Source organism: Streptococcus sp. Marseille-Q8145 (assembly GCF_965112035.1).
On the sequence record NZ_CBCOPQ010000003.1, the window covers coordinates 262997 to 282699 of the forward strand.

The window sequence follows — 19703 nt, forward strand, 5'->3', positions numbered from 1 at the left end:
TATTTACGCCCTTTATCAAAGTGAAAAATTGTTTTCTTTTACATCCTTACTCAATCTCCCTTCGCAAAAAAGTCATGCAGAAGCTAGGCATGGAATTTGTCAAAGAATTTGATAATGAAAAAGTTCTAGCTGACAGTCCCCTTTGTAGACATGTCCTCTACAGAATCAAGAGTTTCAACTAAAAGGCAGGTATTCCCATGAGAACTGAAACCGAAATGTTTGATGTGATTTTGCAAACCGCAAAAGTGCTACAGGTTGACGCTGTCGCTATGTCCGGTTCGCGAACAAATCCAAATGCTCCCAAGGACGAGTTCCAAGACTATGATGTAGTCTACATTGTGGAGGATTTGGATGGCCTGTTGGCTGACCTTGCTTGGTTGGAAGAATTTGGCAAGCGCATCATCGAGCAGCATAATATACTAGACCATCGCCACCTCTATCTCATGCTCTTTGAAGATGGCAATCGGATCGATTTGACCCTCTGCCCCAAAGAGCACATCAAAGAGTGGGTAGATAGCGAAGCGGATTTCACGGTGCTGGATGACCCGCAGGGGCTCTTTGCCCCTTATGCACCGACCCCCAAGCGCTATTGGACGGCACCAGCCAGTGCGATTGACTTTGACAAATCCTGCAATGAATTCTGGTGGGTCTCAGCTTATGTAGTTAAGGGCATTTGTCGCAAGCAACTCATCTATGCGACGGATCATCTCTATGGCATCTGCCAGCAGGAATTGCTCAAGCTGTTAGCTTGGCAAGTAGCAGTAGATAAGGGAACGGTCGATGTTGGTAAGAACTACAAATACCTCTTTCAGTATTTTCCTTCTGAGAAAGAAAAGGAATTTACAGCCTTGCTTGACTTTTCTGACCAGAAAAAAATTACTAAGTCTCTCTTTGCTACCATGGACTTTTTCCACAAAGAAGCCCAAGCCTTCTCTCTCAAAACCGGCTTCCACTATGACAAAGAAACTGCAGAGAAGATGATGGAGTATGCTGAGGAGAGGTTGAAATAGTTTCAGATACACTTACAAGATGAACAAATGCTTTAGTTTATAATAGCTATTGAGGTGAAATAGTATGTTGGATTTTATGTTTGGAATATTTTCTATGTTATTCCCATTTCTTCAGATTGTGTCCATAATCTTATCAATATATATTGCCTTACAAAATAACAAACTTGGCAAAAGATTTTATGGTTTATTTTTTCCTGTAATTATCACTATATGGAATATTTGGTTATTTTCCATAGATCGGACAGATATGTTTGATGATGCTTTAAGGTTTTATTTTTTTCTAATTGATTTTGGTTTACCTATGCTTATTTCTTCCACGCTTTATCACTCAATACGCATATATTATTTATACAAATCAATCAAGTGGCGAGTCTTCCCTATAAGTATCTGTTATTTATTCGGTTTAATTTTTCATTATCTTAATACAATGCATTGGGAGGAGCTATTTCGAGGGCAAAAGTTTGTATTTGATATCTTGCTGATATCGACTGCTATAATTTCTTATTTACCTTGTCTATATTTGTACATGCTTCAAAGAAGAAAGAACAATCCATAGGGAATAGTTGCTTTTGGTTAATCTAAATAAGTGTTTGTAAATGACTTAAATAGTATCTAAAAATATTTTTCTTAAGTACCAATTTTAATATAAAAATCTACTCTACATTCTTTGAAAGGAGTTGAACAAGCCCTAAATACTGTGTGAAAAAGATACATTCTCTTGTGAGCATTGCTCACTGCAAGAATTTCCTATTTTCACTTTGTATTTTACGGGCTCTGTATCCTATATGAGTAACATTCAAAACATGTCCCTTGAGGACATCATGGGAGAACGCTTTGGTCGCTACTCCAAATACATCATTCAAGAGCGGGCTCTGCCAGACATTCGAGATGGCTTGAAGCCTGTTCAGCGCCGTATTCTTTATTCCATGAATAAGGACGGCAACACCTTTGACAAGGGCTACCGCAAGTCAGCCAAGTCAGTCGGGAACATCATGGGTAATTTCCACCCTCATGGTGACAGCTCCATCTATGATGCCATGGTCCGCATGTCTCAGGACTGGAAAAACCGCGAGATTCTCGTCGAGATGCACGGGAACAATGGTTCCATGGACGGTGATCCACCGGCGGCTATGCGTTATACTGAGGCGCGGCTGTCTGAGATGGCTGGCTATCTTTTGCAGGATATCGAGAAAGATACTGTTCCTTTTGCTTGGAACTTTGACGATACCGAGAAGGAGCCGACTGTTTTGCCGGCAGCCTTTCCTAACCTCTTGGTCAATGGAGCAACTGGGATTTCCGCTGGTTATGCGACTGATATTCCGCCTCATAATCTAGCCGAAGTCATTGATGCGGTTATTTATATGATTGACCATCCGTCTGCCAAGGTGGACAAACTCATGGAGTTTCTGCCTGGCCCAGATTTTCCGACAGGAGCTATTGTTCAAGGCCGTGACGAGATCAAGAAAGCCTATGAGACTGGCAAAGGTCGCGTCGTGGTGCGCTCCAGAACGGAGATTGAAAAACTAAAGGGCGGAAAAGAGCAAATCGTTATCACTGAGATTCCTTACGAGATTAATAAGGCGGTCTTGGTCAAGAAGATTGACGATGTGCGGGTCAACAACAAGGTTGCTGGCATTGCGGAGGTGCGGGATGAGTCTGACCGGGACGGTCTTCGCATTGCCATCGAGCTCAAGAAAGACGCCAATACCGAGCTGATTCTCAACTACCTTTTCAAGTACACTGATTTGCAAGTCAATTACAACTTCAACATGGTGGCGATTGACAATTTCACGCCACGTTTGGTGGGGATTGTACCAATCCTGACAAGTTATATTGCCCACCGCAAGGAGATTATTCTGGCTCGCAGCCGTTTTGACAAGGCTAAGGCTGAGAAACGACTGCATATCGTGGAAGGACTGATTCGGGTGCTTTCCATCTTGGACGAGGTGATTGCCCTGATTCGTGCTTCTGAAAACAAAGCAGACGCCAAGGAAAATCTTAAAGTTAGCTATGATTTCACTGAGGAGCAAGCTGAGGCTATCGTCACTCTCCAACTCTACCGTTTGACCAATACAGACGTTGTGGTTTTGGAAGAGGAAGAAGCAGAGCTGCGCGAGAAGATTGCCATGCTGGCTGCCATTATCGGTGATGAGCGCACCATGTATAATCTTATGAAGCGAGAGCTCCGCGATGTCAAGAAGAAGTTTGGCAATCCGCGCCTCAGTGAGCTGCAGGATACGGCAAATGCCATTGAGATTGATATAGCTAGTCTCATTGTGGAGGAAGAGACCTATGTCAGCGTGACTCGTGCTGGTTATATCAAGCGGACCAGTCCGCGTTCTTTCTCTGCTTCAACCCTAGAGGAGATGGGCAAGCGTGACGATGACCGACTGATTTTTGTTAGCCAGGCCAAGACGACCCAGCACTTGCTGATCTTTACAAGTCTTGGAAATGTTATTTACCGGCCTGTTCATGAGCTGTCAGACATCCGCTGGAAAGAAATCGGAGAACACCTTAGCCAGACCATCAGCAACTTTGATACCAAAGAAGAGGTTATCTATGCAGAGTTGCTGGATAACTTTGAGGAGGGGACCTACTTTGCAGCGACCAAGCTGGGCCAAATCAAGCGTGTAGAGCGCAAGGAGTTCAGTCCTTGGCGGACCTACAAGTCCAAGTCGCTTAAGTTTGCCAAGCTGAAAAATGAAGACGACCAGGTCATTGCTCTGGCGCCGATTAAGCTGGATGATGTTATGCTCGTGACTAGGAATGGCTACGCCCTTCGATTCAATATTGAGGAAGTTCCTGTAATCGGAGCTAAGGCGGCTGGGGTTAAAGCCATCAACCTCAAGAAAGACGATGTCCTAGCGGCAGCCTTTATCGCCAACACAGACTCGCTTTACATCCTGACTCAGCGCGGTTCGCTCAAGCGTATGGCAGTCGCAGATATTCCTGTTACCAGTCGGGCAAATCGCGGTCTTCAAGTTCTGAGAGAGCTTAAGACCAAGCCACATCGTGTCTTCATAGCTGGTCCAGTCTATGACGAAGCAGTGGACTTTGACCTCTTTACAACAGAAGCTGAAGCCAGTGAAGAGCAGATTTTGCAAGTCCTTTCTAATAAGGGAACGGTCTATGAAATCAATCTGGCCGATCTTAGCCTGTCTGAGCGAACCAGTAATGGCAGCTTCATCTCTGATACTATTTCAGACGAAGAAGTCTTCTCAGCTTATATCAAGTAATCAACAAGCCAGTTCACACGAACTGGTTTTTTAAAAAATAAATTTTCAGAAAATTGAAAATAATGATTGAATTTTTCAGAAAAAGGTGTACAATAGGGAGTATCTATAAATTGAAAGATAAGGAAAAGAGGAAAAAGACTATGACAGTGAATCTTGATTGGGAAAATCTTGGCTTTTCATATATGAAATTGCCCTATCGCTATATCGCTTATTATCGGAATGGCCAGTGGGAGGAAGGACAGCTGACAGAAGATGCGACCCTGCATATTTCTGAGTCTTCACCAAGCCTTCACTATGGTCAGCAGGCTTTCGAAGGTCTAAAGGCTTATCGTACCAAGGACGGCAGTGTTCAGCTTTTCCGTCCAGATGAGAATGCTAAGCGCCTGCAACGCACATGCGATCGTCTATTGATGCCACAAGTTTCAACTGAAATGTTTGTGGAAGCGTGTAAGGCTGTTGTCCGCGCCAATGAAGACTATGTACCGCCATATGGAACAGGGGGAACTCTTTACCTTCGTCCCCTTTTGATTGGTATCGGAGATATCATCGGTGTAAAACCAGCAGAGGAGTATATTTTTACGATTTTTGCTATGCCAGTTGGAAACTACTTCAAGGGTGGTTTGGTTCCAACCAACTTCTTGATCCAAGACGAATATGACCGTGCAGCTCCACATGGTACAGGTGCGGCCAAGGTGGGTGGTAACTACGCAGCTAGTCTTCTACCAGGTAAGATAGCTAAGTCTCGCAACTTCTCTGACGTTATCTACCTAGATCCGTCAACTCATACCAAGATTGAAGAAGTCGGATCAGCCAACTTCTTTGGAATTACAGCAAATAATGAATTTGTGACTCCGCTTAGCCCGTCCATTCTGCCGTCCATTACCAAATATTCTTTGCTTTACTTGGCAGAACACCGCTTGGGCTTGACGCCAATTGAAGGTGATGTTCCGATTGACAACTTAGATCGCTTTGTCGAAGCAGGAGCTTGTGGTACGGCAGCAGTTATCTCACCAATTGGAGGTATCCAGCATGGCGATGATTTCCATGTATTCTATAGCGAGACAGAAGTTGGGCCAGTGACTCGCAGACTCTACGATGAGCTGACTGGTATCCAATTTGGTGATGTGGAAGCCCCAGAAGGTTGGATTGTAAAAGTAGATGAATAACTTAAAGAGCCTTTTGAGGCTCTTTTTATTGAGGAAATCACTTGCCAGCTTTACTATTTTTGTGTAAAATAGAGACTTGAAAGAGGTAAAAGAATGAGTAAAAAAGATAAAAAAATTGAGATTCAGATTGCGGATAGTAAGGTGACACTTGGCGCTGATCAATTTGATGGCTACACCCTTTCTATTGGGAAAAAAGTCATTGGCGAGATTGCCGAGTTTGACGGTCAATTTGCTATTGTCAAGAATGGAAATGTTGAAAGTTTATATAAAAAGCTTGAAAAAGCGGTGGAAACTTTGATTGAAACCTACAATTTAGGAAAATAAGGGCTTGCGCTTTTATTAGATTAATGATATAATTGATATCGTTGATTGTCGGAGAGATAGCGAAGAGGCTAAACGCGGCGGACTGTAAATCCGCTCCTTCGGGTTCGGGGGTTCGAATCCCTCTCTCTCCATTTCATCATTGGGGTATAGCCAAGCGGTAAGGCAAGGGACTTTGACTCCCTCATGCGTTGGTTCGAATCCAGCTACCCCAGTTCTTAGGTAATATATCAGATAAAGGATAAAATATCGTCGGATATTTTATTTCTTTATAGGGTGGAAAACGGTAAAGATAAATCAATGTCGTTTGCGGGTGCTTAGGAAAATAATTATAAGTATGTCAAGTAGTACACTTGATTGTTGGAGGATTTTTTTAGATGAATGAATTTGAAGATTTGCTAAACAGTGTTAGCCAAGTCGAGCCAGGTGATGTCGTTACTGCTGAAGTATTGACAGTGGATGCTAACCAAGCTAATGTTGCCATTGCTGGTACTGGTGTTGAAGGGGTTTTGACTCTGCGTGAGTTGACAAATGATCGTGATGCTGACATCAATGACTTTGTGAAACCAGGTGACACACTTGAATTGCTTGTTCTTCGTCAAGTAGTAGGTAAAGATACAGACACAGTTACTTACCTAGTATCTAAAAAACGTTTAGAAGCTCGCAAAGCATGGGACAAATTGGTTGGTCGTGAAGAAGAAGTTGTTACTGTTAAGGGCACTCGTGCTGTTAAAGGTGGACTTTCTGTTGAGTTTGAAGGACTTCGTGGATTTATTCCAGCTTCAATGCTCGATGCTCGTTTCGTTCGCAACACTGAACGTTTTGTAGGCCAAGAATTTGATGCTAAGATCAAAGAAGTAGATCCAAAAGAAAACCGCTTCATCCTTTCACGTCGTGAAGTTGTAGAAGCAGAAGCTGCAGCAGCGCGTGCAGAAGTATTTGGTAAATTAAATGTTGGTGATGTTGTGACGGGTAAAGTTGCGCGCATCACAAGCTTCGGTGCTTTCATTGACCTTGGTGGTGTTGATGGTTTGGTTCACTTGACTGAACTTTCTCACGAACGCAACGTTTCACCAAAATCTGTTGTTTCAGTTGGTGAAGAAATCGAAGTGAAAGTTCTTGATTTGAACGAAGAAGAAGGCCGCGTGTCACTTTCACTTAAAGCTACAACTCCTGGACCATGGGACGGTGTTGAACAAAAACTTGCTGCTGGCGATGTAGTTGAAGGTACAGTAAAACGTTTAACTGACTTCGGTGCTTTCGTTGAAGTATTGCCAGGTATCGACGGACTTGTTCACATCTCACAAATTTCACACAAACGTGTTGAAAATCCAAAAGATGCTCTTAAAGTTGGTCAAGAAGTAACTGTTAAAGTTCTTGAAGTGAATGCAGCTGCTGAGCGTGTATCACTTTCTATCAAGGCTCTCGAAGAGCGTCCAGCTCAAGAAGAAGGTCAAAAAGAAGAAAAACGTCAATCTCGTCCGCGTCGTCCGCGTCGTCAAGAAAAACGTGACTTCGAGCTTCCAGAAACTCAAACTGGTTTCTCAATGGCTGATCTTTTCGGTGACATCGAATTGTAATTTACTTAAGAAGAGGCTGAGTTTCTCAGCTTCTTTTTTGGTCTTTTCAAGTGGGAGTTTGCATTCGAGTCATTTATTACGATACTTGCTCTTTATGCACATTCAGTTTTATTTAAGCGAAAGATGCTAGACTAAATCTCTCGTGCATTCTATGAGAAAGGAGGCTGCCGTGAAGTTTATTTTCAATTCTATTAGATTCATAGTTCGCTTGGTTTGGCGGCTCATCTGGGGGCTTATTTGGTCTGTGGCACTCAGTTTCCTTGTTCTTGTAGGTGTTTTTTATTTTACTACTTCGACAGAGACGGGGGCAGAGGGATTATCGCAGGCTCTTCGAACTACTGTTACTCGAGTGGATCAATTCTTAACGCATCAAGGACTTTCCACTGGCCTTCAGACTAGTGAGGGAATGCAGTCCCATCAGCTGACAGATGAGCATACAGGGACGGGAGCTCGTTGGGCGCAAGCTAGTGCTACTGTGTATATCGATACCGCTAATGAAACTTTTCGTTCAGCCTATCAGGAGGCCATTAATTCCTGGAACCAGACAGGAGCTTTCACCTTTCAAATAATTAGTGACAAAGACAAGGCGGATATTGTTGCGACGGAGATGAATGACGGCAATGTCAGTGCAGCTGGTGAGGCAGAGTCGCAAACCAATCTCCTCACCAAACGATTTACCCATATGACTGTTCGTCTTAATAGTTACTACTTGCTGGACAGACGCTATGGTTATTCTCATGAGCGGATTGTCAATACAGCAGAGCACGAATTGGGCCATGCTATCGGATTAGACCATAATGAAGAGGAATCAGTGATGCAGTCGGCAGGCTCATTTTATAGTATTCAGCCGATAGATATCCAGGCTGTAAAAGACTTGTATCAATCATAAAGGTATGCTAAAATCGATTTTTAATATTATTAGACGCCTCCCAGAGCAAGTTTTCCTTTTTCTTTTTAACTCAGGCATTTTTGCTTGGCTGTGGAAAAGCGGCAGCGATATTGCTAACCAGCTAGGCATGACTGCAGCTTGGGAAAGTCATGTTCCAGCCCCGATTCAGGCCTTCTTTGGCGAGAATGTTGAGACAGTTCAAGGATTTTTCCAGCATTCAGCCATTATGTGGCTGATTGGTTCCATGATTATTCTATGGATTGTTCGTTTTGTCAAAGGGATGATAAAACTAAGTCTTTTTGTTTTGATTATTTTGCTGGGTATTTACTTGGTTATGCAAAATCAAGAAGTTATAGCTAGTTTTCTGTAAACTGCAAGCAATTTATAGAAGAAAAAACTTTTGACATGAAGAGACTTACTCGAGAGGGAGTAAGTCTTTCATAGCGAGTTCAGCGCATGCTTTCCAAGAAGTTTGTAGAAGGTCTTGTACTCTCTGATATTTCCTTATACATATTTTTAAGCAAAAAATTTCGTGTGGACAAGCTTACAACAGTACTAAATCCTTACTAAAAAAGTGAGATTCTAAAAAATATTTAAAAAAAGCAAACTAAGTGTCTAGAGTTTTGGGAAAGTAAAAAATTAAATATCATATAACTTGAGAGAGTGAGAAAATCGCTCTCTTTTTTCGTTGCAAAAATTAAAGAAAGGAGAAAAAATGTCAGATAATATTGAAATTGTTATGGATATTGATACGTTAGAAATTTTTGATGTTATAGATCTTGATAAGTGCGAAGATATAGTAGATTGTATCCCTGAAGAAAATTCTGATGTGAACGTATCTCCATACGATAACCTTGATAGAGTTTGGCTTGGAAATAGCTATTATTATAAACCTTCTAGTGTTATCTGGGAGGTTACGAAAGATGATGTCATCCATCAACTAAAGCCTAGAAATAAACATGGCACTTATCCGCACTCCAGAACAGCAAGAGATAGAACTTGGGGTCAATCTAGTCAATTGACTCAGGATGAAGCCTTGTGGTTGACTCTAGAGTTTAATCCTGAATTGATGAGTTATGTGTAGGAAGGGACAAGAAATGGAAACTGGTATTTGTAGGAGGTGTGGTTGTACTTGGACTACGCCATGCCTTGATGATATTTGTGGTACTTGCTGGTGGATGGATAAAAATAGGACACTGTGTAGTCATTGTTTTTATGGATTTAATGATGAACCTTATCAGACGAAAGTTTACTATAGACCAGGTCATGACTTTCTTGAAAGAGATACAGAATTTGCTTGGGAGACATTGGCAAATCTAAAAAGCCACTGGGTCTATGATATAGAACATGATGTGTTGTGTGTAGTTGGTTTAGGCGATCACATTGGAGCAGTTCGATTCATTGCAAGAAAATTTTATGGACTTGATCGTATTTATCGTGATGAAATCCCTAAATGGCAAGAGATTATTGCTAATAACATGATTTTTCACAATGCTGCGGTGAATGAATCGGGCCATTACGCCAGCTGCCTGCCTAGAAAGTATAGGTCTGAGGATTGATATGGATAATAAAATTATTGATAAAATACAAAATCTTTTAGAGTTATCTTATGATGCCCCAAATGATGAGGAAGGGCAGACTGCTCTTCTTATGGCTCAAAAGCTAATGGTCAAGCACAATCTATCTATGAGAGACCTTGCAGCTGCTAAACCTCAAAATAATATAGGTGAGACATTAGGTACATGGGAATATAGGCTTCCTTGGTGGCAAGAGAAATTAGCGTCTATTTTAGGGCCAAATTTCAGGTGTCGAACGATTTGGGAGCGGAAACGAAAAGAGGGGATCACTCAGATAACCTTCTTCGGTTATCATTCTGATGCTGAACTTTGTAGTAAGGTGTATGAAGGGGCAATCTTATATTTAAAGTATAGATTAAACCGGCTTCGTCCTACCATTCCTAGAGCGCATTGGACAAATTATAAAAAGTCTTATTTGCTTGGATTTTTAAAAGGTCTTGACCAACGTTTCAAAGAGCAATCTCAATCATCGGAAGAGTTTTCCTTGATGGTACAGGTTCCAGCAGAAGTCTTGGAAGAGCAACGTCGTCGAATGGGAAATTTAGAAAGTAAAACCATTAACGTCAAAGTTGATGTTGATTATGAGGCCTATATTGTTGGTCTTGAACACGCAAAAGAAACAAGGTTATTATTGGAAGAATTACTCTAATTATAAAGCAGCTTCCCCTCATAAAGAAAGGATTACATATGAAACAACACCAAACCAATGCCTCAAGATTGACTAGAGACATAATGATTTTTGATTTGATGAATACAATGGGATGGACTAGAAGCCGTGCTATTGCAGCTATTGAAGAGTTAGAACAAACTCATCTTGTCTATTTTCCTGAAGCTGGTGGCTTGAGATTACAAGTTGTAGGAGGCTACTAATGGCAGATATCACGATTGACCAACTAGCCACTCTAACTTTTTATCAAATTCCAGAAATCTTTTTCACCCGTATTCAACACAATGAGAACGGCTATGTCAAATTGACTAGTTCTTACACGGGTCTTTCATCTGATGCTAAGTTAGCTTATGGCGCTCTTTATAATCGCTGTAAATTAAGTATCAGTTCATTCCAGAAGGGAAATAGAGATTACGTTGATGAAAATGGAGCGGTCTTTCTAATTTTTACAGTTTCTGACCTGATGCTGCTATTGGATAAGGGAAAGATGAAGGTTACTAAAATCAAGAAAGAACTACAAGAACATGGTCTCTTACGAGAAGTTAGGCAGGGACTCAATAAGCCGAATAGACTTTATCTTCAGCTAGTCGATGCTAATTTAGAAATAGTGGAGCACTATTCATCTGATGGTGAGTTACTGAAGAGGGTTAATGCTTTTGGTAAAGTTCTCTATGAAAAAGTACCCCCAAAGCCTTGATAATAGCGAAAGTATCAAAAACGGACGTCCGCAAAATGGACTTCAAAACGTCCATAAAACGGACGGAATAAATACAGAGAGGAGTCAGACAGAGTCCTCATACGATACTAATCGATACGAGGGCGAGTCATCTTTATCTGGTTTATCAATTTCTGAAGCATTTAAAATGGGGCAACATGGTTTTCTTTCTCCTCAACTAGTTCAGAAACTCAGTTTGTTTGGAAAAGATGCAAAAATTCTTGAAAATAAAATCTATCAATCGAAACGCCAAGTTGAGAAAAATTACAACAACCTCTTAGCTGATCAGGAAATTTGTGGAGAGGTTTGGCTACAGGATCTTGAGCGTGAGCTTGATAAATTGATTTTCAAAATCAAAACAGGAGAGGCTGAAGGCAAACCAATCTAGAATGTCCTAGCCTACTTCTACAAAATGATGATGCGTTTTTGGAAAATGGCTCTACTTATCGAAAAAGAACAGGGCTTTATAAAGGTATCAGGACTAAGTGAGTATGCTAGAAAATTCCCTGGTGAGTGTCCTAGTCTGATTGCATACTATTATCCAGATAAACTTTCGGAGACGAAACTCAATAGCTATTTATCAGAGTTGTCTAAGGGAGTTGAAACATGTTAAAAGATGAATTTAGACCAATTGATGGTAAAGTGCTAACGATAGGTCGTAGCCCGAAGGAGAAAATCTACATGGTTCCTAAAGATGTTTTTGATTTACCGAAAAAATCGTAAGGGGCATTTGATATGAAAAGCAGGAACATACTGGAAAGAGACAATGTAAAAAACGCTGCTGAAGAGGAGAAGGCAAGAAAAGATAAAAATCAAGAGAGGTTCGAGCGCTTTGATTGCTTTATTCTAACTTTTCTATTCTTGTTGCTGTTATTTGTAATTTTGGAAAAATTATTAAGCCGATAGTTAGCTTTAGTTATCGACCTCAGCAAGTCGTTAAACTGCCTCTTAGCTGATCAGGAAATTTATGGAGACGAAACTCAATAGCTATTTATCAGAATTGTCTAAGGGAGTTGAAACATGTTAAAAGATGAATTTAGACCAATTGATGGCAAAGTGCTAACGATAGGTCGTAGCCCGAAGGAGAAAATCTACATGATTCCTAAAGCTGTTTTTGATTTACCGAAAAAAGAAAGAGCTGAGAAACTCAGCCAAATTTTCTCATCATGGCAACAGAAAGAGAGTTGATTTTATGGGATTGTTTAATCATCAAGAGAGAATTAAGCGACTCCACCGTTTTCTATCAATCCTCGATGGGTGAAGAAGATAACCTATCGGATAAAATAAGGAACAATATCAGGAGGATAGTAATGTTTAAACTAGTTACAATGGCTTTATTATTGATCTTAGCTTATGGAATAGGGCTTGTCATGCTGGAGCTGAAGAATGCTCCTCTGATGGATGATGAAATATTATCAAGTCCAAATAATGAAGGAGACAAGTAGATGTGAGGAAACAAACACAAAATCGTATCAGAGAATTACGAAAAAAAGCCAGGTTGTCACAACAAACCTTGGCTGATCAGATAGGGGTGTTTCGCAACACCATATCGAACTGGGAGACAGGATATAGTCAGATAAGTCTGGAGAATGCTAAAAATGTGGCAGAATATTTCGGGGTAACCATTGACTACCTGTTAGGATCAGAAGCGGACAAAACGTAGTCCAGTTAAATCCATTTTGACCGAGAAGTCATTAAACTACAGACCTTTGAAAACTGAATACAAGGCTTGCCCTGATACAGCGTGGCTATGGATAAAAAAGAAACGGGGGCGAGCAGCAAACTAGAAAATGATATCTAGTCCAGCCACTGAACGAAAAAGCATGATAAAGATCATAAGCTGAAGGAGTAAGGGTTCCTAGACTATAAACCCAGCGCATGAAATACCGATGTAAAAATACGTTTTTACACAGCACGGCGTTATTTCGCCTTTCAACTTCAAGGAGAAATCTATGATAGATGAAACAACTGTCCGCTTAAGGGACTTAAAAAACTTAGGAAAACAAGGAGGTGCGACAGCTCGCTTAGAGGACGGAACAGACCTTATCCTGAAGCCAGACTATGCAGTCAAACAGGCTAGAGGATACGTAGACGGTGTTCTAAGGGATGTTGAATTTCATTTGCCTTATAATAAGGTTTATGATCAAATTCGCACTATCAAAAAAGGAAGCCACTTAGTGGCTAGGAAAGTCAGAAGTCCATCGGGAGTGGAACTTCGTTTGACAGGAAAAGGCTATCTGCCTAAGAATACTAAAAATTAGAAAGGGAAATCAAAATGAACAAGAACCAAGTATTAGCTGCACTAGTACTTTCAACTCTCGCACTTTCACAAGCTGGCTTTGTATCGGCAGACGAACTTGCACCAATTGATTCTTCAGCACCAACGACAGAAATCGTTTCTCCAACTAAGCCAACTACAACACAGACTGAAGGAACTGCAGATCAAACAACGGCTCCTTCAGTTACTCCAGTTGATCCAACAGCTCCCTCAGACAAGGATAACGCAGGAAGTCTTGACGGAGTGCCAGCTGATAAACCAGCACCTTCAGATAAGGCGCAAGACAAGGATAATGCAGGAAGCCTAGATGGTGTTCCAACACCATCAGATAAACCACAAGACAAAGACAACGCAGGAAGTCTTGACGGAGTGCCAGCTGATAAACCAGCGCCTTCAGATAAGGCGCAAGCTAAAGATAACGCAGGAAGCCTAGATGGTGTTCCAGATGAACAGCCAAAAACGACTGATCAAGCGAACCAACAAGGGAAGTCACAAGTTGATACAACTTCCAGTGTTACTGGTCAAGTCGTTCAAAATGTTTCGTCAGAAGCACCCATTCAAACCAACACAGGCGTTAAAATTGTCAGTACTGAAAATGGTCTAGTGAAGCTAAGTGACGGTTCTTTAGTCACTCCTGAAGCTGTAGGGGCTGTTACCAATGCAGACAAAACGATTTCAGTCACAAAGGCAGACGGTAAAAAAGCCACCTTGCCACATACTGGGGAAGCGCAGTCTCTCTTGTCATTCCTTGGTGCAGCACTATTAACTGTTGCAGGATACGTTTTCCGTAAAAAACAAGCTTAATCAAAAAAAAAGAAAAACTACTGATGACCGAAACGTCATTAAACTAGATAAAAAAATGAAGGAGATTCACATGAATCAAGAAACAAAACAAATTTTCTCAATCCGTAAATTCAAAACAGGAACATACTCAGCCCTATTGGCTAAATATGGTATTGCTCTAGCAGCTGCTACAGTTTTGATGGGGGCAGCCACTGTTTCAGCTGATGAGACAACCGCTACTCCAGTACAACCAGCTACAGAACTGGTTGCGCCGGCAGCCCCTAAAGTCGCTACTCCTGAAAACACACCAGTTCAAGTACAATCAGAAGTGAAAAGTGACATTCCAACAGCTGTTCCAGCTAATGCCACACAAGAGCAAGCAGTAAAAGCGGTAGATGGTGCACAAGCAACTTTAAAAGATAGTGTTTCTTCTGCTAAAGAGGCGGGGGTTGCTGTTAAAGAAGGTGATACAAAAGAAGTCGTTATCAATGACGGAAACGCTTCTGAAAAAACTTCTGAGGTTCTAACTGACCTGAATAAACAGGATCAGGCAGTAAAAGAAGCACAAGCTAAACAAGAGGCGAATCAAAAAGCCTATGAGGAAACAAGCGCAAACCGTGAAAAAGCTGTCAAAGATGGACAATCTAGCCTATCTGCTTCAACCAAAGAAGTGGACCAACTCATGGAACAAGCCAAAAAAGCAGGCTTACTGGTAACAGAAACCACTACGGACAAAACCCCCAACTACAAAGAGACGAAAGGTTTAACAGGTGATGCCCTTCGTAAAGCAATGGCTGAGAACCTTGACCTCTACCGTGAAGCCGTTGAACTCGGCTTGACGATTCAGACTAAGTCAGTGGATGACTTGAAGAAATCCATTGCGCTTTATAAAACTAATCGAAAAGCTTATGAGGAAACAAGCGCAAATCGTGAAAAAGCTGTCAAAGATGGACAATCTAGCCTATCTGCTTCAACCAAAGAAGTGGACCAACTCATGGAACAAGCCAAGAAAGCAGGCTTACTGGTAACAGGAACCACTACGGACAAAACCCCCAACTACAAAGAGACGAAAGGTCTAACAGGTGATGCTCTTCGTAAAGCGATGGCTGAAAATGTAACCTTGTACAAAGAAGCTATTGAAGCAGGTATCGCTCTTCAAAATAAATCAGTTGAAGACTTGAAACGTGATTTAGCTCTTTATCAGGCGAATCAAAAAGCTTACACTCAAGCCAATACAGAACACAAAGATGCCAAATCGGCAGGAGTGGCTGATTTAGAATTGGCTAACGGTCGTCAAAATCAAGTTGTAGATTTGGCTAAAAAGAATGGTGTTGCTATTGCGACAAAAACTGAAACCACAAGTCCTACCTATGCGCCAGTGGCAGGATTGGAAGGCGATGCCCTTGTAAAAGCGATTAAAGAAAATATTGCAAAATATAAAAAAGTAGTTGCGGATGCAGTTGGTAAAGAAGATAAGTCTACTAATGATGCCAAAGCAAAATTGGAAGCATACTTGAAGGAACTTGCAGATTATCAAGCAGGCAAAGGAACACAATCAGGGATCAAATGGGCTGGAAATACGACAGTTGAAGCTGGTACAGCTCAAAAAATGACAGGAAATGAACCAGCGGTATCTTGGGGAAATCTTAAGACAGCAGCGGCGGATGCCATTCAGTCATTAGACCGTAACCAAAATACGGATGCTAACTTTGATAATCTTTTCAAAATCAATGGTTCAGGTACTGTTATTATCAAAAACACCACTAATGGTGATGTAACACTCAAAATTTCTAACATCAATGCATGGACAGCGGAAAATACTTATCTAGCTGTTTGGGGAGCTAAAGACGGTGGTATTGCTTGGGGTGTCTTTGCGACAACACACGGTACAGTATCTGCTGGTGCTGGTGAAGGCGCAACTGGTGGAAACATCGGCGCAACTGGTGCTATCCTTGCAGCTGTTAAGTCGTATGATTATGAAGTGTCAACTAGTAAAGAAGTGTCAACGGTTACCTTTAATGATATTGATAATAATCAAACCGTTAGTATGAATGGTCTTGACGGTTCAAAATTAGTTAAGGGACGTAATATCCAACAAGCAGGCAACAGCTATTCAGCTGGCGCTGGAGATGTCTCTCAAGCCTCAGGTGGGGTCATTGATTCAAATGGTGTACAGTTCAACTTTGATACGGCTCGAAAAGTGACCTTCAGCGGTAGTCATTATTTACCAGGTTACATCAATACATCCATTGTAGCAGGTATCTTTGGTGTGGCATCTGAAGTTCCAAAAGAACCAAAGAAACCAAGTTTGGAAGTTACTAAAACAGATGTGGCAGTTCCTGAAGCACCTCAAGCACCAAAACCAATCACTGTAGCGGTGAAGAAAGCAACCGTTGGAGCTCCTAGAGCAGGTGAAAAACCAGTTCCACCTACTGTAGCGGTTGAAAAAGTCACAGTGGCAGCTCCTGATGCCCCAGAAGCTCCTAAACCTGTGGAAGTTGACGTACACTATTACAAGATGACGACAACACCAACGCCAGTAACACCAACTACACCAGTTAAACCAGCAAGCATGCTTCCTTCAACAGGTGAAGCTGGTAGTAGCTTAGCGGTTCTAGGTAGCTTCATTCTTGCAGGGCTTGGTCTTGCAGGAGTTCGCAAACGCAAAGAAGACTAGTTTTCCCTTCGGCTTTATGGTATAATGAAGCCATAAAAAAGAGGGGGAAGAGAGATGAGAAAGGACACGAAAATGGATGCACATGTGACTAGAAGTGGATACAGATACTATACCCCAACTAAAACAAAATCAGAAGTCACCAAACCTGAAGAAGAGAAGAAGTGGAAAAAAGGCCTGCGTTGGCTAGGGAAAGCCATCTGGTCAGGAGTAAAGAACCTACCGAGTGTAATTGTGAGAGCTGCTGTTTTGATGGTTGCGACTCCACTCATGTTCCTCCTCTTTATCTTTAATCTGATTAAGAGCTTGATTGCGACAGCAATTGGATGGTTTGTGTTTAAGACTGTATCTTTCTTCGCTATAGGTTTTGGATTACAGGGATATGTTTTCCTAACTAGGCAGAATATTCCTGCTCCAGAATGGTTTAATAACCTGATGACAGATTTTGTTTTCCCTCACGGGGTTCCAATCTATTACTGGTGGGAAACGACCATCATCGTTGTCTTGGCTGTGATTACAGCCCTCTCTCTAACCTTTCGTCCAGAGGATGAAAAATAGTATTAAATAAACAAAGTAGGTACTAGGAATCTTTCTTAGTACCTTTTTTTATAAAAGAAAGTGAGAAAAAAGAATGGATGCAGTTGTAGATTTTATTAACAAAATTGGAAATATCGGTGGGATTATCGGTATTGGATGGGCCGCTTGGGGAGCCTGGGACTTAGCTGTCGGAATCAAACGTGAATTGGATGATAAGAAAGATAAAGGAATTCAAAGTTTGATCCTAGGAGCTCTTCTTGGTGCCGTCCTAAAAGCCCTCTTTACCGCTTTGGCAACAGGTCTTCAATCTCTTAGCTAGTATGAGGAAGAAAAAGGAGGTGGTTTTATGAACCAATCCACACTTGATCAACTAACCATGAGTCTGCAAGACTATAATGCGACAGCCTATGAATTGATGGAAACTGTTTCGGGTTCAATGGAGAAGGTAGCGCTTTTGCTTCTTCTCCTTTTTATGGGGATCAACCTCATGAACTGGCACCAGCATCTTAAAAGCAACGGAGGCGAGTTGTCTTTTCAGCTTTGGATTGAAGAAATCCTCAAGTATGCCATTGCTCTCTTTTTTATCCTCTATGTGGATGCGATTTTTGATGCCTTGTCTTGGTTGTTCAATGTCATTATCAAATCTATTGCTAGTTTGGGAATTAAAGAGATAAAAAATGATGCTGAGTTCAGTTGGACAAATTTGAACTGGATGGCTAAGTCAATGCTACAGTTTATTTATAATGTTGTCGATTTCGTTGGTCAGATCTCGACTAAGTTGTTGATTTTGTTACGATCATTTACGCTTTACACGTATAAGGGAATCGCTAAAATTATTGTCGCTTGTTACATGGTGGATAGCTTACGCCCGATCTGCCTCGGTTTCTTTAAGCTCTATGTTGCTGCTGTCCTTCAGGGATTAATTTTAGTGGTTATTATCATGCTTTATCCAGCCATTGTAACTAACGACCTGTTGACGGTTGATAAGACTGGAGCTTGGACAAGTGCCTTAGTTGCCATCGCAAAGGGAATTATTTACATCATAATGCTATTTGGCAGTCAACGCATGGCCAAGAATATCATGCAGGTGAACTAGGATATGGTATAATGAAGAGAGAATGCTGAAGGAGGGATGGTATGGCTGTTTCAAAGTTTTATGCAGTATGGCGGAAAGAATCCGGAGAAGAAGAGATTGTGAATGCTTTTCAAGCACTCGCTCTAAAGGGGCGAGCACAAATTATCACGACACCAAAAGAACAGGCGACTCTTTTTGATTTGGAAACGGGTCTCAAGGTTAATCCAAGAAGTAGCCAGAAAAAAGATGGTCGCTATGTAGGTCAACCATACTTTAGTTACTATCCAGGTGAAGAAAGTCCGCTAAAAGGAACGGAAGGCAGTTTTGAGTATTCGTCAGAACTTAATGCCTTTATCGAGGCTTTCAAATCAATCAAAAAGTTTCAGATTGGCTATGGCGAGCGTACCGCCTTTATTTTTCCTAAAGCCATCTATCCCATGAAGCGAGTGGTTTTTGAAGATGAGGACTTTGTCATTTTAAAGTTATGGATTGAGATTGATGAGACCTATCCCTATTCAGAATACTACCGCTTAAATGGTCAGTTAGGCATTGAATTTTACAAAACAAAGCGTCCAGAGCCTGTGAAACGGATCAAACTAGCCCAAAGAGGAGTGCCTTTGCTGGAGGCAAAAGCCCAATTTCCTGAGTCCACTAAGATTTATGTTCCTGAAGAATTTGTCTCATCCGAACAAATCAGAGGTATTGCGGAGAGAGTTCGGGAGGTTTACCAGGAGAGAAATTATAAGCTTTACGGAACCTTTGATAAATACCACCTAGAAGCTTTTGTCTTTTTAGATGACAATGAAAGGAAGTACCACACATTGAAAACGTATGAAGAACAATGCCAGGAACTTGAGGCAGAGATTAAGCGGTTGGAAGCTTGCTTCAGTCAAAAAGACGCTAGGGTTAATCAACTGCGAGAAGAAATCAAGCAAGCAGAAATCCGATTACGCCACTACTGCGAAAAGGAAGAATATTACAAAAAGTTGGAGAAGGATAATGAACTCCTGAAGCAAGAAAAGGCACAGCTCCGAACAGAACGTCAACAGCTAACAGAACAGTCGCGACATTTACGTGAAGAAAGAGATGCTGCTCAAGAAGAGACCAAGTCCTTGCGTAGTCGCTCTTTCTGGCAACGGCTTTTCAATAAATAGTAACCTAATCAAACAGTTCTAAATCAAGGACTGTTTTTTTG

Annotated in this window: 21 protein-coding genes, 2 tRNA genes and 1 pseudogene; all 24 read left to right on the forward strand. The window is 41.4% G+C overall.

The window, feature by feature from the left end; all coding sequences use genetic code 11:
• Nucleotides 1-197 precede the first annotated feature (197 nt).
• Nucleotides 198-1010, forward strand: a complete 813-nt coding sequence (locus tag ACWPVL_RS07595; protein WP_454388017.1) for an aminoglycoside 6-adenylyltransferase — start codon at nt 198-200, stop codon at nt 1008-1010.
• A gap of 785 nt (nt 1011-1795) precedes the next feature.
• Nucleotides 1796-4246 carry a DNA topoisomerase IV subunit A gene (parC, locus tag ACWPVL_RS07600; protein ID WP_454388019.1) on the forward strand — a complete coding sequence of 817 codons (2451 nt, stop codon included), beginning with the start codon at nt 1796-1798 and terminating at the stop codon, nt 4244-4246.
• 62 nt (nt 4247-4308) lie between these two features.
• A complete protein-coding gene (locus ACWPVL_RS07605; protein WP_454388021.1) occupies nt 4309-5412 on the forward strand; it encodes a branched-chain amino acid aminotransferase in 1104 nt (367 codons plus the stop codon).
• Nucleotides 5413-5505: 93 nt separating this feature from the next.
• Nucleotides 5506-5736: a DUF2969 domain-containing protein gene (locus ACWPVL_RS07610; protein WP_125371053.1), complete on the forward strand. Its 231-nt coding sequence runs from the start codon at nt 5506-5508 to the stop codon at nt 5734-5736.
• Nucleotides 5737-5786: 50 nt separating this feature from the next.
• A tRNA-Tyr gene (locus tag ACWPVL_RS07615) sits at nt 5787-5867 on the forward strand.
• 9 nt (nt 5868-5876) lie between these two features.
• Nucleotides 5877-5948, forward strand: a tRNA-Gln gene (locus ACWPVL_RS07620).
• Between the two features lie 162 nt (nt 5949-6110).
• The gene (rpsA, locus tag ACWPVL_RS07625; protein WP_454388023.1) at nt 6111-7313 is read left to right on the forward strand and encodes a 30S ribosomal protein S1; all 1203 of its coding nucleotides are present in this window, start codon (nt 6111-6113) and stop codon (nt 7311-7313) included.
• A gap of 151 nt (nt 7314-7464) precedes the next feature.
• Nucleotides 7465-8202 (forward strand): matrixin family metalloprotease, encoded by a 738-nt coding sequence (locus ACWPVL_RS07630; RefSeq protein WP_454388025.1) that lies wholly within the window; start codon nt 7465-7467, stop codon nt 8200-8202.
• 4 nt (nt 8203-8206) lie between these two features.
• Complete coding sequence (locus tag ACWPVL_RS07635; protein ID WP_454388027.1) at nt 8207-8572, forward strand: hypothetical protein; 366 nt, start codon at nt 8207-8209, stop codon at nt 8570-8572.
• 345 nt (nt 8573-8917) lie between these two features.
• Nucleotides 8918-9286, forward strand: a complete 369-nt coding sequence (locus tag ACWPVL_RS07640) for a hypothetical protein (RefSeq protein WP_454388029.1) — start codon at nt 8918-8920, stop codon at nt 9284-9286.
• 13 nt (nt 9287-9299) lie between these two features.
• A complete protein-coding gene (locus tag ACWPVL_RS07645; RefSeq protein ID WP_454388031.1) occupies nt 9300-9761 on the forward strand; it encodes a hypothetical protein in 462 nt (153 codons plus the stop codon).
• 1 nt (nt 9762) lies between these two features.
• Nucleotides 9763-10428: a DUF2786 domain-containing protein gene (locus ACWPVL_RS07650; RefSeq protein ID WP_454388033.1), complete on the forward strand. Its 666-nt coding sequence runs from the start codon at nt 9763-9765 to the stop codon at nt 10426-10428.
• Between the two features lie 38 nt (nt 10429-10466).
• The gene (locus ACWPVL_RS07655) at nt 10467-10649 is read left to right on the forward strand and encodes a hypothetical protein (RefSeq protein ID WP_454388035.1); all 183 of its coding nucleotides are present in this window, start codon (nt 10467-10469) and stop codon (nt 10647-10649) included.
• A pseudogene (locus ACWPVL_RS07660) lies at nt 10649-11774 on the forward strand (replication initiator protein A). The gene ACWPVL_RS07655 and the pseudogene ACWPVL_RS07660 overlap by 1 nt, the downstream one beginning before the upstream one ends.
• 407 nt (nt 11775-12181) lie before the next feature.
• Nucleotides 12182-12349, forward strand: a complete 168-nt coding sequence (locus tag ACWPVL_RS07665; RefSeq protein WP_303408354.1) for a hypothetical protein — start codon at nt 12182-12184, stop codon at nt 12347-12349.
• Between the two features lie 122 nt (nt 12350-12471).
• A complete protein-coding gene (locus ACWPVL_RS07670) occupies nt 12472-12606 on the forward strand; it encodes a hypothetical protein (protein WP_020901883.1) in 135 nt (44 codons plus the stop codon).
• Between the two features lie 2 nt (nt 12607-12608).
• Nucleotides 12609-12824: a helix-turn-helix transcriptional regulator gene (locus tag ACWPVL_RS07675; protein WP_454388037.1), complete on the forward strand. Its 216-nt coding sequence runs from the start codon at nt 12609-12611 to the stop codon at nt 12822-12824.
• A gap of 289 nt (nt 12825-13113) precedes the next feature.
• Complete coding sequence (locus ACWPVL_RS07680) at nt 13114-13422, forward strand: hypothetical protein (RefSeq protein WP_454388039.1); 309 nt, start codon at nt 13114-13116, stop codon at nt 13420-13422.
• Nucleotides 13423-13436: 14 nt separating this feature from the next.
• On the forward strand, nt 13437-14243 hold the full coding sequence (locus ACWPVL_RS07685) for an LPXTG cell wall anchor domain-containing protein (protein ID WP_454388041.1): 807 nt from the start codon (nt 13437-13439) through the stop codon (nt 14241-14243).
• A gap of 70 nt (nt 14244-14313) precedes the next feature.
• Nucleotides 14314-16899 carry an LPXTG cell wall anchor domain-containing protein gene (locus ACWPVL_RS07690; RefSeq protein WP_454388043.1) on the forward strand — a complete coding sequence of 862 codons (2586 nt, stop codon included), beginning with the start codon at nt 14314-14316 and terminating at the stop codon, nt 16897-16899.
• Between the two features lie 54 nt (nt 16900-16953).
• Nucleotides 16954-17454: a hypothetical protein gene (locus tag ACWPVL_RS07695; RefSeq protein WP_454388045.1), complete on the forward strand. Its 501-nt coding sequence runs from the start codon at nt 16954-16956 to the stop codon at nt 17452-17454.
• 73 nt (nt 17455-17527) lie between these two features.
• A complete protein-coding gene (locus ACWPVL_RS07700; protein ID WP_061909479.1) occupies nt 17528-17752 on the forward strand; it encodes a hypothetical protein in 225 nt (74 codons plus the stop codon).
• Nucleotides 17753-17779: 27 nt separating this feature from the next.
• On the forward strand, nt 17780-18529 hold the full coding sequence (locus ACWPVL_RS07705) for a hypothetical protein (RefSeq protein ID WP_454388047.1): 750 nt from the start codon (nt 17780-17782) through the stop codon (nt 18527-18529).
• A 41-nt stretch (nt 18530-18570) separates the two neighbouring features.
• Nucleotides 18571-19662 (forward strand): hypothetical protein, encoded by a 1092-nt coding sequence (locus ACWPVL_RS07710; RefSeq protein ID WP_061909477.1) that lies wholly within the window; start codon nt 18571-18573, stop codon nt 19660-19662.
• Nucleotides 19663-19703 lie beyond the last annotated feature (41 nt).

Excerpts from the sequence above, each read along its gene's own strand:
- ACWPVL_RS07685 (WP_454388041.1), top strand. The coding sequence starts at position 13,437 with ATGAACAAGAACCAAGTATTAGCTGCACTAGTACTTTCAACTCTCGCA.
- rpsA (WP_454388023.1), top strand. The coding sequence starts at position 6,111 with ATGAATGAATTTGAAGATTTGCTAAACAGTGTTAGCCAAGTCGAGCCA.
- ACWPVL_RS07605 (WP_454388021.1), top strand. The coding sequence starts at position 4,309 with ATGATTGAATTTTTCAGAAAAAGGTGTACAATAGGGAGTATCTATAAA.
- ACWPVL_RS07635 (WP_454388027.1), top strand. The coding sequence starts at position 8,207 with ATGCTAAAATCGATTTTTAATATTATTAGACGCCTCCCAGAGCAAGTT.
- ACWPVL_RS07690 (WP_454388043.1), top strand. The coding sequence starts at position 14,314 with ATGAATCAAGAAACAAAACAAATTTTCTCAATCCGTAAATTCAAAACA.
- ACWPVL_RS07650 (WP_454388033.1), top strand. The coding sequence starts at position 9,763 with ATGGATAATAAAATTATTGATAAAATACAAAATCTTTTAGAGTTATCT.
- ACWPVL_RS07710 (WP_061909477.1), top strand. The coding sequence starts at position 18,571 with ATGGCTGTTTCAAAGTTTTATGCAGTATGGCGGAAAGAATCCGGAGAA.
- ACWPVL_RS07670 (WP_020901883.1), top strand. The coding sequence starts at position 12,472 with ATGTTTAAACTAGTTACAATGGCTTTATTATTGATCTTAGCTTATGGA.
- ACWPVL_RS07645 (WP_454388031.1), top strand. The coding sequence starts at position 9,300 with ATGGAAACTGGTATTTGTAGGAGGTGTGGTTGTACTTGGACTACGCCA.
- ACWPVL_RS07655 (WP_454388035.1), top strand. The coding sequence starts at position 10,467 with ATGAAACAACACCAAACCAATGCCTCAAGATTGACTAGAGACATAATG.
- ACWPVL_RS07665 (WP_303408354.1), top strand. The coding sequence starts at position 12,182 with ATGTTAAAAGATGAATTTAGACCAATTGATGGCAAAGTGCTAACGATA.
- ACWPVL_RS07595 (WP_454388017.1), top strand. The coding sequence starts at position 198 with ATGAGAACTGAAACCGAAATGTTTGATGTGATTTTGCAAACCGCAAAA.
- ACWPVL_RS07640 (WP_454388029.1), top strand. The coding sequence starts at position 8,918 with ATGTCAGATAATATTGAAATTGTTATGGATATTGATACGTTAGAAATT.
- ACWPVL_RS07610 (WP_125371053.1), top strand. The coding sequence starts at position 5,506 with ATGAGTAAAAAAGATAAAAAAATTGAGATTCAGATTGCGGATAGTAAG.
- parC (WP_454388019.1), top strand. The coding sequence starts at position 1,796 with ATGAGTAACATTCAAAACATGTCCCTTGAGGACATCATGGGAGAACGC.
- ACWPVL_RS07705 (WP_454388047.1), top strand. The coding sequence starts at position 17,780 with ATGAACCAATCCACACTTGATCAACTAACCATGAGTCTGCAAGACTAT.
- ACWPVL_RS07630 (WP_454388025.1), top strand. The coding sequence starts at position 7,465 with ATGAGAAAGGAGGCTGCCGTGAAGTTTATTTTCAATTCTATTAGATTC.
- ACWPVL_RS07700 (WP_061909479.1), top strand. The coding sequence starts at position 17,528 with ATGGATGCAGTTGTAGATTTTATTAACAAAATTGGAAATATCGGTGGG.
- ACWPVL_RS07680 (WP_454388039.1), top strand. The coding sequence starts at position 13,114 with ATGATAGATGAAACAACTGTCCGCTTAAGGGACTTAAAAAACTTAGGA.
- ACWPVL_RS07695 (WP_454388045.1), top strand. The coding sequence starts at position 16,954 with ATGAGAAAGGACACGAAAATGGATGCACATGTGACTAGAAGTGGATAC.